The 14,792-nt window shown below is 57.9% G+C and carries 14 protein-coding genes; 8 read left to right on the top strand and 6 right to left on the bottom strand.

Going from position 1 to position 14,792, the window contains the following annotated elements; genetic code table 11:
- Positions 1-421 precede the first annotated feature (421 nt).
- The gene (locus J2X52_RS01450) at positions 422-1,795 is read right to left on the bottom strand and encodes an MFS transporter (RefSeq protein ID WP_310147679.1); all 1,374 of its coding nucleotides are present in this window, start codon (positions 1,793-1,795) and stop codon (positions 422-424) included.
- A 717-nt stretch (positions 1,796-2,512) separates the two neighbouring features.
- On the opposite strand from J2X52_RS01450, the gene J2X52_RS01455 reads away from it, so the two are divergent.
- The 4 genes from J2X52_RS01455 to J2X52_RS01470 all read left to right on the top strand — a co-directional run bounded on the left by J2X52_RS01455 (position 2,513) and on the right by J2X52_RS01470 (position 6,196).
- The gene (locus J2X52_RS01455) at positions 2,513-3,820 is read left to right on the top strand and encodes a nucleotidyltransferase (protein WP_310147681.1); all 1,308 of its coding nucleotides are present in this window, start codon (positions 2,513-2,515) and stop codon (positions 3,818-3,820) included.
- Entirely contained in the window at positions 3,813-4,400 is a 588-nt protein-coding gene (locus J2X52_RS01460) for an SLATT domain-containing protein (protein ID WP_310147683.1), read from the top strand. The genes J2X52_RS01455 and J2X52_RS01460 overlap by 8 nt, the downstream gene beginning before the upstream one ends.
- Positions 4,401-4,698: 298 nt before the next feature.
- Positions 4,699-5,418 (top strand): hypothetical protein, encoded by a 720-nt coding sequence (locus J2X52_RS01465; RefSeq protein ID WP_310147684.1) that lies wholly within the window; start codon positions 4,699-4,701, stop codon positions 5,416-5,418.
- Positions 5,408-6,196, top strand: a complete 789-nt coding sequence (locus J2X52_RS01470; protein WP_310147686.1) for a hypothetical protein — start codon at positions 5,408-5,410, stop codon at positions 6,194-6,196. Before J2X52_RS01465 ends, J2X52_RS01470 begins: the two co-directional genes overlap by 11 nt.
- 164 nt (positions 6,197-6,360) lie before the next feature.
- Here the strand turns inward: J2X52_RS01470 and J2X52_RS01475 are convergent, their stop codons facing one another.
- A complete protein-coding gene (locus J2X52_RS01475) occupies positions 6,361-6,849 on the bottom strand; it encodes a VOC family protein (protein WP_310147688.1) in 489 nt (162 codons plus the stop codon).
- A 268-nt stretch (positions 6,850-7,117) separates the two neighbouring features.
- On the opposite strand from J2X52_RS01475, the gene J2X52_RS01480 reads away from it, so the two are divergent.
- The gene (locus J2X52_RS01480; protein WP_310147689.1) at positions 7,118-7,489 is read left to right on the top strand and encodes a cupin domain-containing protein; all 372 of its coding nucleotides are present in this window, start codon (positions 7,118-7,120) and stop codon (positions 7,487-7,489) included.
- Between the two features lie 119 nt (positions 7,490-7,608).
- Here the strand turns inward: J2X52_RS01480 and J2X52_RS01485 are convergent, their stop codons facing one another.
- On the bottom strand, positions 7,609-8,775 hold the full coding sequence (locus tag J2X52_RS01485; RefSeq protein WP_310147690.1) for a hypothetical protein: 1,167 nt from the start codon (positions 8,773-8,775) through the stop codon (positions 7,609-7,611).
- 262 nt (positions 8,776-9,037) lie between these two features.
- On the bottom strand, positions 9,038-9,349 hold the full coding sequence (locus J2X52_RS01490) for a LytTR family DNA-binding domain-containing protein (protein ID WP_310148793.1): 312 nt from the start codon (positions 9,347-9,349) through the stop codon (positions 9,038-9,040).
- A gap of 20 nt (positions 9,350-9,369) precedes the next feature.
- Here J2X52_RS01490 and J2X52_RS01495 point away from each other — a divergent pair.
- The 3 genes from J2X52_RS01495 (at position 9,370) to J2X52_RS01505 (ending at position 11,973) form a co-directional block, all read left to right on the top strand.
- A protein-coding gene (locus J2X52_RS01495) for an IS3 family transposase (RefSeq protein ID WP_310147692.1) occupies positions 9,370-10,520 on the top strand; the annotation gives its coding sequence in 2 pieces (ribosomal slippage) (positions 9,370-9,613 and positions 9,613-10,520; 1,152 coding nt in all).
- 571 nt (positions 10,521-11,091) lie between these two features.
- Positions 11,092-11,361, top strand: coding sequence for a hypothetical protein (locus J2X52_RS01500; RefSeq protein ID WP_310147694.1), 270 nt, complete (start codon positions 11,092-11,094; stop codon positions 11,359-11,361).
- Between the two features lie 51 nt (positions 11,362-11,412).
- The gene (locus J2X52_RS01505) at positions 11,413-11,973 is read left to right on the top strand and encodes a hypothetical protein (RefSeq protein WP_310147696.1); all 561 of its coding nucleotides are present in this window, start codon (positions 11,413-11,415) and stop codon (positions 11,971-11,973) included.
- A 402-nt stretch (positions 11,974-12,375) separates the two neighbouring features.
- On the opposite strand, the gene J2X52_RS01510 is transcribed toward J2X52_RS01505, so the two are convergent.
- Both J2X52_RS01510 and J2X52_RS01515 read right to left on the bottom strand, forming a co-directional pair.
- Positions 12,376-13,593 carry a hypothetical protein gene (locus tag J2X52_RS01510; RefSeq protein ID WP_310147698.1) on the bottom strand — a complete coding sequence of 406 codons (1,218 nt, stop codon included), beginning with the start codon at positions 13,591-13,593 and terminating at the stop codon, positions 12,376-12,378.
- A gap of 4 nt (positions 13,594-13,597) precedes the next feature.
- The gene (locus J2X52_RS01515; protein WP_310147700.1) at positions 13,598-14,734 is read right to left on the bottom strand and encodes a nucleoid-associated protein; all 1,137 of its coding nucleotides are present in this window, start codon (positions 14,732-14,734) and stop codon (positions 13,598-13,600) included.
- Positions 14,735-14,792 lie beyond the last annotated feature (58 nt).

Raw genomic sequence — 14,792 nt, forward strand, 5'->3', positions numbered from 1 at the left:
TTGCGGGGGAACTTCCGGTGTCCATACTTCCTAGCGCTTTCCGCCGACACTAACTGTCAAATGTCACCAGCTGGTCCGCTCTGCAGCTAAGCGAATAGACTGTCTCAGCCACGACAGCATTTTTCGCAGGCAATTCGCGCAGGACTGGATTGCGCCCGATGGGGAGGTGTGTCGTTCCAGGCCTGACGACTTCCTGATGTCCCGTCAGATGTTCGCGATCTCTCCCATTTTTGAGTGATGCGACTTACGCCCGCGCTAGTGTCTCGGGCGTCAAGCGAGGGCTTGCAGAGCGATGGCCTAGGCACGGCAGTGGACTAGAAGCTTGTCAGTTATCTAAGCCAGAAAACCATGTCCGCTTCTGGCCGGAAGCGGACAGGCGGCCTACCTTCGACTCCCTACCTACCACGGCCCCATCTGGGGGCTACTTCTGTGCGCTGCCAGTCGCAATCGCAACACGTCCGGCCAAGAGGCTACCGGTCGTCGCGAGCACTACCGCGACTCCTAAGCTGAAGGCGAACGCCAGAGAGGGAGACTGCTTTATCAACGCTGCAAACGCTGCACCGCTGAGTGCCAAGGCAGTCGTCGTCGTCATCGCCGCGCTCAGGCGTAGCGAGGCGCCCACGCTGCCATGGCTGCCGGGTGCCGCCATGGCCAGGGTAATGACCGACAGGGTTGGCGAAATCAGGCCCATGCCTGCACCTGAGAAAGTCCAGCCCAATGGTGCAAGCCAGAAGGGCAACGCCGGATGGATCGCTAGCATCGATACCAAGATGCCGCCGGCCAGCAATGCATGGCCTTTCCTGAGCAAGCTAGTCGTGCCGACACGCTCGTGGACACGCGCTCGGTACATCGCCCCCGCGGTCCAGCTCAAGGCACCTGCAGTCAAAGCTAGACCGGCGACACTAAGCGCAATGCCGCGATGGCGATGCAGCAGCAGAGGAATGAAGGCCTCAGCTGCGAAGAAAGCGCCCTGCGAGAGTCCGCTAAGGGCGACCGCCGCGGGTAGGCCTGGTTGAATCAACAGTGTTCCTCTCGGCAGGAGCACACGCGCAGAGACGTACAGGGCTGCCACGGCGATGACTACGAGTGCAGCCTGTAAGACCGGCACCACTTTGGGCGCGGCCCCATGATCCTCGGCTTGCCCGAGCATGTGTAACGCCAGAGCGCCAAATGCAGCCACGATGGCCCATATCAAATGCCGGTCCTGTGGACGTGCGGCATGCGCGCTTCTCGTCTTTAAGCGTAGTCGCGCTAAGAGGACCAGCGAAGGGACGGCGAGCCCTGCCACAACCACAACAGCCCATCGCCAACCGAATAGCTGAGCAATGGTCCCGCTGATGCCGGGGGCCAGCAAGGAGGGCAACACCCAGGCCGCTGAGAAGGCCGCGAAGATCCGCGAGTGGAGGGCAGGCGGATATACGTGCCCAACGAGGGCATAGAGGGCTACGGCGAGCATTCCTGACCCCAGCCCAGTGACGAGTCGTCCTGCAAGCATCCACGCCATCGAGGAGGCCATGGATGCCAGCAACAGCCCGCCGACAAAACAGATGCCTCCCAAAAAGACAGATTTGGAGGGTGATTCGGTATCGGCCCAACGGCCAGACGCCACCATGCCGATGAGGGATATAGCCAGCGGTCCTCCGAAGGCAAAGCCATACAACGAGACGCCTTTGAGATCCGACACTGCCTGGGGCATCACCGTCGCGTTACCCATGGCCTCGTAGGCGATCAGCGACACCAACCCGACGATACCGATGGTCGCAGTTCTGAACTGGATGCCGAGCAATCGAGGCACGTCAGCCTCCTTCAAGGCTGCTCCCTGATCTTCTCCTCTTCCCATCCGCCGCTTCCGTTCAAATCCAGAAGACCGGAGTATCGAAGCTCAACCATAGTTGAGGTCAACCTCTGTCCAATCTCTATGCAGGTGGGCCCGGATGCGTTGCGCAGTAATCACGCTATTGGTGGTTGGATAAGCCGGCTATGCTTCCCCAGCGCAACGGCGGCTTCCGGCCAGAAGCGGACATCGTAGACTTCCCACCTGTTCGTATCATCCACTGGATCGGGGGCTACCTAGTTCACGAGCTTCAACCTCGGAAGCGAACTGGTGATGATCGTTAACCGATCAGATCCAGCCGAGTGATCAAGAATTCCGGCATGTATAGAGCCGACTTAAGTCCCGGACTGATGCTCGGCTTCGGAGCTCGCCCCCTCAGCCTTGCAACGGACTATTGGCCTCTTATGCGCGTTGCTACGCGGTGCCAGGGGCGATAGCGCTACTGCGCCGACTTGAGCTAGACGGACTCGAATCCGATCGCCGCCAGATCCAGCAGATACTCAATCTGGCGGCGATCCCAGCGACAAGGGAGACCTGTGGACCAATCTGGAGGTCGTGAGCCTCTCACTTGGATCTTCCTGAGATGTGACGTAAGTCGCATAATCCAGTTGGCTTCGGCGACGCCCGGCGTCCTAGCAAAGCGGCTCAGACTGCCGCATCAGAGAAAGGAAGCAATCGATGAGCGTGTCGACGATGTTCTCCGAGTTCTTGGGGAATCTTGCGGTCAGCAATGCAGAAACCATCAGCCTTCGCTACGGCGAGCTGACCGCTGCGTTGAACAAGAAATTCAGAGACACCGAGTCCAAGCTGGCAAACACGCTGCAGGTAGGCTCATTCGGTCGACGCACCGGCATCAAAGGGATCTCAGATCTCGACATGCTCTACATCATGCCGAAGAGCAAATGGGACACCTACAACATCGTTGGCGGGCAATCCAAGCTGCTTGAGGACGCACGTAAGGCCATTAAAGATCGCTACTCGACCACCAAAGTACGAGTTGATCGCTTAGTCGTGACGGTGACCTATCAGAACTTCCACGTCGAAGTGCAGCCGGTCTTCGAGCAGGAGGACGGGTCCTACAGGTATCCGGACACGAAGAACGGTGGATCCTGGAAGACGACAAAGCCGCGACTCGAGATGGACGCACTTGGCTCTCTCGACACGGCCAAGAACTGCAATTTGCGCCGGCTCTGCAAGATGGCGCGAGCGTGGAAAAACAAGCACGGTGTCGGCATCGGTGGGCTGCTGATCGATACGCTTGCGTACAACTTCCTCAGTTCAACAAGCGAATACGACAAGCGAAGCTACGACTACTACGATCGGATGAGTCGGGATTTCTTCAAGTACCTCTCCGAGTTGCCAGAACAGAGCGAATACGCAGCTCTTGGTAGCAGGCAACGAGTCAAGGTCAAGAAGAAGTTCCAGAAGAAGGCATTGAAGGCCTACAACCTGTGCGTCGCCGCGATCGATGCGGAAGACTCTGATAGCGTCAACGACAAGTGGAAGAGAATCTACGGTCGTCCATTCCCCGCAGCGAAGAAGCAGGCGCTCGCGAAGGCCGCCCAGTCGTGGCGCAATACCGAAATGTTCATCGAGGACATGTTCCCCATCGACGTTCGCGAAGTACTCAAGATCGATTGCGATGTGAAGCAGCGTGGCTTCAGGAAGCACACGCTTCGCAACATGCTTCTCAGGAGAATTCCGCTCTACAGTGACAAGAGCTTGGAATTCCGGATGACGAATCCGTCAGGCTTGGATGCGGATTGCGAGCTCCACTGGAAGGTGCTTAATCGAGGCGAGGAGGCTGAGAATCGCGACTGCGTTAGAGGTGAGATCGTGAAGGATGGCGGCCACTACATGAAGAAAGAGCAGACCAGTTTCCGCGGCGAGCACATCGTCGAGGCTTACATCGTGCGAAACGGCGTGGTCGTTGCGAAAGACCGAATCCATGTGCCTATTAATAACGATGGGCGCGACTATGACTGACGTGGATGAGGCACTGGAGGGTCAGATTCGTGAGTGCTACGGACGAGTCGTGTACACCCATAAAACGCATGATAACTGCGCGGACTTGTTGTTCAAGCAGCACCAGAGAATCAAGAAGACTCAGATCTTGCTGTCCGCGCTAGTGACGTGCGGCGTCATCGGTACGATCTTTCCAGACACAAGCGCTATGTGGGCGATCTTGACGGCCATCGTATCTACTGCGCTGTTCGCCTTGAACGCCTACACGAAAGACTACGATCTGGGTGAGGTAGCACAGAAGCATCGTCAGTCGGCTGCGGAAGTTTGGGTTGTCCGGGAGCAATACCTGACGCTGCTTACCGACCTCAGATCCAATTTCGTATCAGGTGATCAGGCTAGAGAGCGCCGCGATGAACTGCTTCTCAAGCTCGGAAAAATCTACAGCGGCGCTCCCAGCACGAATGCGGAGGCTTATCAGATGGCCCAGAAAGCACTACAGCAGATGGAGGACATGACCTTCTCCGACGAGGAGATCGACAAATTTCTTCCACGGGAACTGCGGCGGACCGCGCCGAATGCAACAGATGCCACCAGCCCATAGTTAGAGCCGGATTTTTGAGGTCCAAGCGCGGACCGGTGTGCGCCATAATCCGGAGCATGTAACGCTTGACCGTGATACGTGAGCGGGGCGCGGTGCTTCAGGCATCTACAATGTTTGAGTGCTTACTGCGAGCTCGACGCCGCCATTGGTCTTAGGACCACCGGGAGACCGGACATGCTTCCTAAGAGGCATGGCGTCCTATATCCCAGATCTACCTAATCAAACTGCGGGTCTGCTGCATCCCGGCTTCACGACTGCAGCGCGGAATGATCGAGCAAATAATCGCAAGGAGCAACTTGTGGGTGATCTCTACTACTCGAAGTTCGAGATCGAGGTACTGAGCGAAGTGGATGCGAGAGCCTTAGACGCGGCTATTGAGCGTTGCCTTGATGTTCGGAACAGCTACGCACTGAACGTGTTCCGACTTGATGCCTGCGGTCCCTATGTGGCCAGCAAGGCCCGTGAGTTCGATGCAGCGCTCAGGGCTTTCGATGGAGCCAAAGCGTCGAAGAAGACCGAATTAACCGCGAGCATGGCCCGGCGGAGAGGCGGCTCGCTCAGCTCTGCGATTCGCCGCGCGCAAGAGACAGTTGAAGTCCAGGCCAGGGAGGGGGAGACCTTCCACGTGTTTGACGACGTGCTGCCTCCCACGCGCTTTACGCCTGACATGTCGGTACGTGTCATGTATCAGTGGAGAGCTTCAAGCAGCGAATCTTGGACGCACGGATTCATAGAGTTCACCCACCTCGTGGTGTCCAGAAAGGACTACACCCAACCACCCCCGAAGCGAAAACCCAGTGCCGCGGTGGCGGCCAGGAAGCAGCAGGAAGATCTGTTTGCAGAGTGGGATCACCTGAGGAAGCTGGCGCTGTGGAGCGTTCGGGACTACTTCAGAGATGGAGGAGTCGCAAGCGACATTCCCAAAGTCTTTCCCGTGAGGTTGGATCGCTACAGTAAGCGACTCGATAACCACAGCGCGGAGTTCTGGAAGCCCCAGGCAGACGATAATGGCCACTGAGGACTTGCAGATCGAACGCGACACCTCAGACGGATCAGGCGCGACGATGCCAGCGCGCCGCGAGGCATCGGTCGTCAGCTCCGCACACGTGGTGGCCTGGATTTCAGTCGTGTTGGCGTTCGGGACCACTCAGGGCGTGATCTACCTGAAGTCCTTCTGGGGACGGTTCGGCCTAGATCCGTTCCAGTTCAGCAATGCGGGTGATCTGGCCGTGGTCGGCCTGACAGGCATTGGCGTCACACTCGCCTTTATGGCGGGCGCCGCCCTGCTTGGAGGCTATCTGGGGGCAGCCCTAGTGCAGCATGTGCCTAAGAGCAGGCTTGCGTGCTGGAGCATCTTTGGAGGATTGCTCTGCAGCCTGGTCGTTCTCGTGATCTTCGTCGACTTTGGCATCTACCTGCTGTTCGGGATGGTGCTGACGTGGTTTCTAATATGGCTTGCGCACCACTCACCTGACATCCCCGAGACCTTCAAGCATGCGAAAGTCATCGGCTACGTCGCGCTCGCAATCGCCTACATTCCTATGGCTTCGCATTACTACGGGCAGCGCAAAGCGAACTCGATTCTCGTAGAGGAACGCGTCCTCGTCCTGAGCCCGGAGCGATTACGAGACACCGCGCTTCCCGCCGGTGAGCAGCGGTTCGTTGGTCGCCTGGGCGGCGAGTACGTGTTCTATGCCCCGACCGATCGAACGACAACGATTGTTCAGGCTGGGGCCGTGGACAGGATGACGCTCAGAGTGAAGCGTCCGGAGACTCCGGATCGTTCGAACGAGTAGTAATAGTGGACAGGCCGTCTAGCATTTCCAATCGCCTGCTGCTCAAAGATAGCAGCGCCCGCTTCGACGGCGCATCGTCGCTGCGCGGGTTACTGGAGCGTTAGCAAGCGGGCGTGTGTTCCTGACCGAAAGCGGAAACGCTAATGATGACTAATCGGGCGCCCTCAACTGCCTTCCAACCGTTGAGCTACGCGCCACATCACACCGTTTGGGTCGAGAAACACGAAGTCACGAAGCCCCCATGGCTGATTGGCGATCTCGCCCGGTCGCACCCCGAATTCGACGTCGATCCCCTCCGTTCTGAACATGGCATGCCATGCGTCTATGCTCGCCACGAGCAGGTGCATCTGGAAGCTGCGCGCATGCTCCGCGATGTAGAAGTCTTGGAGGATGAAGCTAGCAGTGTCGAGCCGAAGCTCCGCTAGCTTGCCATCCGACCAAACGCAATTGAATCCGAGCGCCTGATAGAAAAGAAGGGAGCGACGGAAGTCTTGCGCGGGCAGGAATGCTTTGACCTCGATCGCTGTTGGCGTTGGTGCACTCATCGGGAGATCCAAGAATTCCAGAAACAGGCGGTGAGTGTGCCTGAGGCAGTGCAGGCTGGTGATGTGCGCTTCCGGCCAGAAGCGGCCATCGGGTGACGGCAGAATCATTGATTGTTGATAGCATCGCGACCGGTCTAGGCTTATCGGTACGAGAGTTGCCTCGCGGACCTTTCCGGGCTCAGCTGCGCGAGATCTGCCTGCCCCCGCTGCGTTACGTTTGCGGCTACGCCATGGCGTTATCGGGCGCGCACGCCGGAGTCTCGGTGTCCGCATTAGGAAACTGGAAGCCATAAAGCGCTACGTATCGCAAGACCCATTTCAGGCGAATGCTCAGTTGGTTCGCGTGGGCAAAATTCCCTCAATAGAGAAATTTCCAATGACAGACGTTGTCTCGCCCAAGAAGGTCGCGGCCGGTCTTATCGAGAACTGGTCACCGCGCGTGGTTGCGGAACTCGATGATTCGTTCGTCAAAGTCGCCAAGGTGCAAGGCTCGCTCACCTGGCACAGCCACGAAAACGAAGACGAACTCTTCTATGTCCTCAAGGGCTCGCTGACGATTGAGATGGAAGACAGAAAAGTGGTACTTGGTGAAGGTGACGCCTTTGTCGTTCCCAAAGGTGTTCGGCACAACCCAGTCGCTGAGAACGAGTGCCACGTCATGCTGATCGAACGCAAGTCGACTTTGCACACTGGCACCGAACTCACAGAGAAGACACGTAGCCTCGCGGACCAGATGCGCCCGGTATAAGGGGTCATTCTGGATGTCCACTTCTGGCCGGAAGCGGGCATGGGTGGCGGAAAATCCACGCCGCGAGAGCGCCGTTGCCCATTGCGGGACGGTGCAACTTCCCTACTGCCTTGCTGGCCTTAGGGATAGGCAAGGTCTAGGTCTATCTGATGCTCTGCAGGCATCGCTTCTTCCACCCCATCCAGCCATGCGTGGAATTCTGCAAGATTGTTAAGACTGAAGACTCGGACAGCGTATCGCTTCTCTAGCTCTAGACCTGGATAGTTCATCAACGCAGCCATCGGTTGATCTAGAGCAACTGCATTGCAGTAGGGTGCGTACTGTGCAACGTGTTCGACATCGGTATAGAACCCTTTCAACTTCGTGCGGGCTCTCGCGACGTTCCTAAAAGCGCCGGCTTTCACCTGAGCCTTTAGAGCAGCGTACGCCCTTGAGCGAACGTATTGGACGGGAAGTTCCGCGAAAGCTTGAGAGTCAAAGAAAGCTGCGCACGTGCGAATTTGATCAAGTACCCCCATCTCTCGCGGTAGTTGCAGGCGCATGCCTTGGACAATCGAAACGCCCACGGTCCCATTGATGATGTGGTCGAAGTCACCTTCGAATGCACGTTGGATAGCCTCGCCGTACTGGGCCAAGTACTTTCGCTTTGCCCCCGCGACCTCGCCAACAACGTCTTCTTCGAAGGTTGATTCGGACTCGCGCCACTCGTCAAAAAGGGCGATGAGGTTCTCCATCGATTGGCGCTTCAGCTCTCGCTCTTCCTCAACGCCGCCATCGGGCAGCTGTACATCGACATGAAGGTAGCTGTCCCATTCATGAGCACTCGGCGCTAAAACTTCCTCTTGCAAGAGTTGGCCTGTGGGCTCATTAGCTCTCCAGCTTCGGAAGCCGCGAAAAATTTGGTCGCGCTCGACTCGAAAGCTGTGCTCGAACCTGCTGCCCCTGCTTGCCCGTTTGATGAAATCTCGCAGGTGGGTTGCATCCACCCAGAGCCTAGTTTCCGAATCATGAACTGACGACCGGGGAACGGTCATCAATTGCATGGAGGCCAAGCGGGAGATGCGCTCGAACAGGCGAACGTAACGATTCTCTCGGGCTCTGAACGCTCCGCTGAAAAAAGATTGGTCAAGGTAGAGAACCTCTTTGCGCAATCGGCGGAGTGGTATCTCTTGGCTGTAAGTGCAGCGTCCGCATCCTCGCAGCAACAGGTTGCCCGAGATCAGTACATTGCCAAACACGTTATGGCCGCATCTGGGGCAGTCGCCAATCCGATGTGCAACCAGCATTAAAGTCTCCGACTACCGGCCTTTTTGACCGGATGTTGGCAGGGAGAAAAGTTATAAATTTTCTGACTCAGCGTTGGCCTTCCCTGCTGTGGGTTGTAACAACACGATCAGCCCGATCGGTCAGCTCGCGCGTGGGTTAACAGATCCGGTAAGGCGTGTGAATGGTACACACAAGTGCCCGACGTCCGCTTCTGGCCGAAATCGGACGTAGCAAGGCAGGGGTTAGGCAGCACTATCGGCGGTGCACGTTGGAAGCTTGTGCTCATTCGAGAGCAAGTTCGCCGCGCAAACCCGCGACGTGAGCGCGACCAACGGGCAGCTCCTTTCCGTTCGCCATGACAAGCCAGTAGCGGCTGCCTGAGCCGCTATGCAAGGAACGAACATGACGCAGATTGACCAGGCAAGAGCGGTGGCAACGAACGAAATCGGGCGGCAGCACGACTGTCAGCGCGGTCAAGGATTTGTCGTGCAGCTCGCTGCGCCCATTCAGCAGACAAATCTGGCTGTAGTCGCCGTCTGCACGGATACAAAGGGGTTCTACCCCGATTTCGCGGACACATCCACCAAGGCTCACACTGAGCAAAAGGATTGTCCATGTCGAAGCGCAAGCGTTACAGCCCCGAGTACAAGCGAGAGCTGGTTGATTTGGTCCGGCGATCAAAGACGAGCTGTCGTCAGATCGGCTTGAAAGTGGGGGTCAATCCGAACATGCTCACCCGCTGGGTGCGGGAGGCCGAGGGCGGCAAGGCGTTTCCCGGCGGCGGCACACCCCGGGATGAAGACGTCGCCAGGCTCAAGCGCGAGCTGGCGCGGGTGACCAAGGAACGGGATTTTTTAAAAGACGCGGCAGCGTACTTCGCGAAGCAGTCACCGAACGGTACGCGGTGATTGAGCGCTGCCGCAGCCACTATTCCATCGGAATGATGTGCCGCTGCCTGGACGTGTCGACCAGTGGCTTCTACGGCTGGACCGGCCGCAAGCCGGGGCCGAGGGCGCGCGCAAACGCGCGTGTGCTTGCGCGTATCGGGCAGATTCACGAGGACAGCGGCGGCGTGATCGGCGCGCCGCGCATGCACGAGGATCTGGTGGACGAGGGCGAACAGATCAGTCTCAATCGCGTTGCCAGGCTGATGGCGGGTGCCAATCTGCAGGGATGGCCCCGGCGCAGGAAGCGTCGCTTCGGCGGCAAGCCAGTCGCACGCCCGGTGGGCATCGAGAATCGGCTCGATCGCGACTTCAATGCCAGAGAACCGGACACCAAGTGGGTCACCGACATCACCGAGATCGCGACAGTGGAAGGCAAGCTGTATCTGTGCGTGGTGGTCGATCTTTACAGCAAGCTGGTGGTGGGCTGGTCGATGCATCACCGGCAGGACCGTCACATGGTCGTGCGCGCGGTGCAGATGGCGGTGTGGCAACGGCAGAGCAGCGCCGAAGTCATCCTGCATTCGGATCGCGGTGGGCAGTTCATCAGCGGCACCTACCAGAAGTTCCTGGGCGGAAATGCATCGGTGAGCAGCATGAGCAAAGTGGGCCACTGCGCCGACAACGCCGCATGCGAAGGCTTCTTCGGAATACTTAAGCGTGAGCGCGTTCACCGCCGGCACTACCGGACCCGCGACGAAGCGCGTGCGGACCTGTTTGATTACCTCGAGCGATTCCACAACCCGCGCATGCGCCGTAGAGTAGCTCGGCGTGACCGGGCGTTTTCAGCCTTAATCAAACCGTCCGCGGAAACGGGGTAGAACCCATCGCTTACACCATTACATTGGCTCATCCGTCATCGGTTACTTCTTTGCCAGCTGCTCTTCGCTGTCGGCGAGCTTCCGTCCGTTTCACTCGGCAATTAGGTCCTGGATCTCCCGCTCTTTCTCTGTCTTGACCCGGAGTGATTCAGATACATCCCTTCGGGATCTTTTGTGCAGCGCTCGCCTTCCTGCGCTAGGGCCCCGCCCTGCGCTCTGATAGCGTGGCCTGGTTACATTGGTAAGCACTGCATCCCGGAACAGCTGCCCGATTGCGACAGGGAAGGGCGCCCCGCGTGACTCGCCTTCCGGACACAGCTCTAAAGGCGGGCGCATGAACACATCAGCGCTGCAGAAGAGAATGGCGCGCAGAGGTGTCAAGAACCCAGAGTGGACAATCACGAGCCAATAGCTGCTACGCGGGCTTCGATTAAAGGTGGTCGCGACCGCGAGCTGCTAGTAACGCATAGGCATGGCCGGCTTGGCCAAACACCTACAGCAGCGTCAGAGATTCCTGATGGCCTGGAAGGCAGGCACTTGTAGTCTTGTTTGAGACACAGGAGGTGCCGAGATGATCGAAGTGAAAGAGATCGAAAACGGCCGGTTCGAGGTTTACGCAGAGGATCTGCATCACGAGGTGTTTCAGGGCCGCTTGGGTGCACAGCTAGCATCCGTAGCACTTGCCACTGCATTAGCAGCAGAGAGCGGCGCGCCAGTCATTGTCGTTGCACCTTGGGGCAAGCACAGCATTGAATGCTCATCCGGACAGCGGGCTGCGGCTCAAGAAGTTGCGGTTCCTGGGCGCTTAACTTGCGACACGGCAAGCGCACCCTACACGTGAAATGGATGGTTCCAAGAAAGCCGCTCACCAAAAACCAAACAGAGGTTCAGAGTGAATAAGATGATCAGTTCTTCGCGGGGAAATGCATTGGCGCTTGGGCTCGCACTGGCCCTGCTGCCGCTCGCCGGATTAGCTCAGGCGGACTCTTGCTGGCAGAACAGCGAGTGCTGGGGCGATCGCCTCCAGTTGGGCGTGACGACCTCGGCCGAAGCAGAGGCACTGCTTGGTGCCGAACAGCGCCGCATTGAGCGCAACTCCGAACTGTCCTCGGACAACAAGCCGATTCACTATGAGAGCTGGTATTACTCGGCTGCAAATGCACCGCCGAAACGGGGCATGTGGGGCGGCTTGCGCCAGGCCGCGAACAGCGCCTTGGGTGCGGTCGGCGATGTCGGCACTGCGATCGGCGGCAATACTGGGAACGCTATCAGCCAGCGTAAGACAGGGGCCGCATTGGACGTCGGCGTAGTCCACCAGCGGGTGACGGCTACAGAGCGCCTAGCCGGACGGGCCGGGCTGAATCAGGATGGCGAAACGGTCGGCCAGGGGGCGCCTTCGCTGCGCCTGTCGTTTCGTGACGGTGTTCTGGTGAGCGTTTCAGGCGGCGGCTGAAGCCGGACCCGTGAGCATCGGTCACCTCGGCCGATGACAGGGGCGGGCGTGGCGTTATGGCTACCTGCTTCGCGACGCGGGTGCTGGCGATCGCAAACAGCGTTGTGGACACATCCACGCGCTTTGCTGCCATCGAACGATGCGCCGTCGTTTTGGGCTGCCCAACTGGCGACAAGTGAGGCCGTCCCACCCGAAGAACCCCATAGTTCTGCAACAACTGCGGAACTGTGTGCTCTAGGCTATCCGCTTCTGGCTGGGGACGGTCATAGACAGCAACTGGATAACCGACGTCCGCTTTCGGCCAAAAGCGGACGTCCTCACATGATGGGGTAAACAGCGACGGTCGCAGCCGATTCCGACCGGCCACCACCAATTCGATAATTTCCAAAACTGGCGTCTCTCTCAGGTCACATGACCAATCCATGCCTGGAACCCAGGGTGGAACTTCCAGGCGAGCAATGCGAGGGACGCGAAGATTGGAATCCAAGCGATTATTCGCAAAATCCGGAGGATGCGGAGCAAAAAAGATCGTTGTCTAGAAACGCCTCTCTGCACCTCCCTCAGACGGGTAGTAATCGATTCCGGGTAGCTCTTCGACTTCTTGTTGAACTGGTCGGTGATGACGTCATAGCTGTGGCCAATGCGATTCAGCTGAAGGAGCTGGTTGTAGATCAGCCCTGAGAACAGCATGACGATCACAAAGGAGCCAAAGAACAGCAAGTAAGACTCGACTACTCCATCAACTTTGTAGATGGCTGCGAGCACGGCAATCGGCACCGGGAGCGCAAGGAACTTCGCCGCGCTATCCCCCAGGACTGAGCTGAGCCTGCTTGAGAAGTCCAATTCCATCTGAGCAATCTCGAGTCGCACCTTCTCGAAAGAGAAGTTGCTTAGATAGCAGTCGACGTCGAAAGAGTATTTCTCGAGAACTTCGGGCCAGTTCTTGACGAGAAAAAGGAACGCCTTATCGCTAGTAGGGGCCCGGCCCACCGCGTCGGCAACCGCCAAGCGGAACAGACCACGGAGCTCATGGCTATGCAGAGCGTTGCTAGCGTCCCCAGCGACCAGTCTTCGCAATGGTGCGAGGTCTAGCGGACCTACAGAAAGGGCTGATGAGTCCAATCGAGTAAGAAGCGTCAGCGTCCTGGGAGGCGCCTTCTCCCCGGCGGGGATCACGAATATGATCTCCTTGGGGTGAGTTGATGAGCTGACATCTGCGGATAGCGAGATACTCCCGAGGTGCTGCACTAGCTCGCACAACTCGTACGCGTGCTCTAGCTGCTCTGGCACATCAGCTTCCGTCGAGAAGTAGTCCTCCTCGATGAGGTAGAAGTTCTGCGGACGCTTTCCTCGACTCAGTGACTGCGAGCGATCGACCAAGTCGGACACGTTCGCAAAGAATCGCCCGTGCTCATTGGCACTCACGATCCACGAGAACTCGACACTATCGCCTGACCAGTTGGGGCCGTCCTCGAAGCGGCCAAAGGTGTCACCCAATGACTCACAACGCGAAATAGCTGCTCTCAATGAAGCTGTGGCCACTCCAACGAAAGCGAATCGCCCTGCATCCAGTGCAGGGCGCTGAGCTTCCCGATAAAGCGTCACCACATCCGCAAACATACGACTAGCCTTCCGAGGCGCCTGACAGCAGTTGTGCACGAGCCGCCAATGTGTCTTCGACCTTCTTGATCATCTCATGTGGCAGCTGGGTAAGCTTCAAGCTCTTCTCGACACAGTCATAGATTATCTCAGCGTCATCCACCCCGAGCGCACCATTCTCAAAGCTGATCTGCCACCGGGAAGACTTGGCCGAAATGCGGGTGTAGGTTCGCAACGCCGTCGCGCTTACCGGAAATTCGTCAGGGATCTGAACGCCATCGCTGTTCAGATGATCCTTGAGGCCGGCGACATGCTCCTCTAGTTCAACCCCCACGGCATTGCGGGCCACTGCAACGACCTTATCGAGAGAAACGAGGGAACCATCCTCCAATGACTGCAGGTAGTCGATCACAGCAAGGCGAACTGCAGGCGCCACGTCCTTAATCTCGGGGACCGATCGGACGAAATTGCGTATCTCAGTAACAACCGCCTTTGTGGTACGTCCCGAAGCGACACCTTTCTCGCAACCAAGCGCTTCGACAAAGTAACCAGCGACATCAGACTGGGACTTTCGGTTGATGAAGCAGAGATAGGTCTTCTCTGTACTGTCTTCCGGCCCAGCAGCAACAGCTCCAGCATCCTGACCTGAGGTCGTAAGGAACGCGCGGTACCGATCGATGTTGACCCGAGCTGCTTGGTGCAGCTTGGACAGATCAATCTCCGTGATCTCTGTGGGCTCCATGTCATCCGTGAGCACCATCCCTCCCCGCTCCTTAACCATCGCGACGAGTAAGAAGCTCATCGACTGGACGCGGTACAGGAAGAAGCACACGTGTCCGCCAGTGGCGAAGCTCTCTTCGGATGCCTTAACGCGGAGCTCCTCCATTGCGACCTCTGACAGAGCGAAGAATGCCTCCTCGGTGCACTCGGAAGCTAAGTTCTTTACGTGTGTAGGGAACAGGCCCTCGCGACGATTGGTGCCGAACTGCCCCCAGTAAACAGCGCTACCGTCCTTGCCGACAAGCTTGGCCAAAGTCTCAGCCAAGCCCCTGATTACCGGCTTCCTAACATCAAGAACTTTGGTGCGAGCCCGCACGGTTGCAGAAGACGCACCCCGCGCCTTCTCAAGCGAATGAATGATTGCAAAGTCGAGCTCGTCCATAGTTCCCCCGTTGTATCTCCTCTGCGTCGCAAGCCTTGAGAGAGGCTTGCGGCGCCCC

Source organism: Luteimonas sp. 3794, assembly GCF_031456825.1.
In the GTDB taxonomy this organism is placed as follows: Bacteria; Pseudomonadota; Gammaproteobacteria; order Xanthomonadales; family Xanthomonadaceae; genus Luteimonas.

Excerpts from the sequence above, each read along its gene's own strand:
- J2X52_RS01455 (WP_310147681.1), top strand. The coding sequence starts at position 2,513 with ATGAGCGTGTCGACGATGTTCTCCGAGTTCTTGGGGAATCTTGCGGTC.
- J2X52_RS01460 (WP_310147683.1), top strand. The coding sequence starts at position 3,813 with ATGACTGACGTGGATGAGGCACTGGAGGGTCAGATTCGTGAGTGCTAC.
- J2X52_RS01470 (WP_310147686.1), top strand. The coding sequence starts at position 5,408 with ATGGCCACTGAGGACTTGCAGATCGAACGCGACACCTCAGACGGATCA.
- J2X52_RS01475 (WP_310147688.1), bottom strand. The coding sequence starts at position 6,849 with ATGATTCTGCCGTCACCCGATGGCCGCTTCTGGCCGGAAGCGCACATC.
- J2X52_RS01480 (WP_310147689.1), top strand. The coding sequence starts at position 7,118 with ATGACAGACGTTGTCTCGCCCAAGAAGGTCGCGGCCGGTCTTATCGAG.
- J2X52_RS01485 (WP_310147690.1), bottom strand. The coding sequence starts at position 8,775 with ATGCTGGTTGCACATCGGATTGGCGACTGCCCCAGATGCGGCCATAAC.
- J2X52_RS01500 (WP_310147694.1), top strand. The coding sequence starts at position 11,092 with ATGATCGAAGTGAAAGAGATCGAAAACGGCCGGTTCGAGGTTTACGCA.
- J2X52_RS01510 (WP_310147698.1), bottom strand. The coding sequence starts at position 13,593 with ATGTTTGCGGATGTGGTGACGCTTTATCGGGAAGCTCAGCGCCCTGCA.
- J2X52_RS01515 (WP_310147700.1), bottom strand. The coding sequence starts at position 14,734 with ATGGACGAGCTCGACTTTGCAATCATTCATTCGCTTGAGAAGGCGCGG.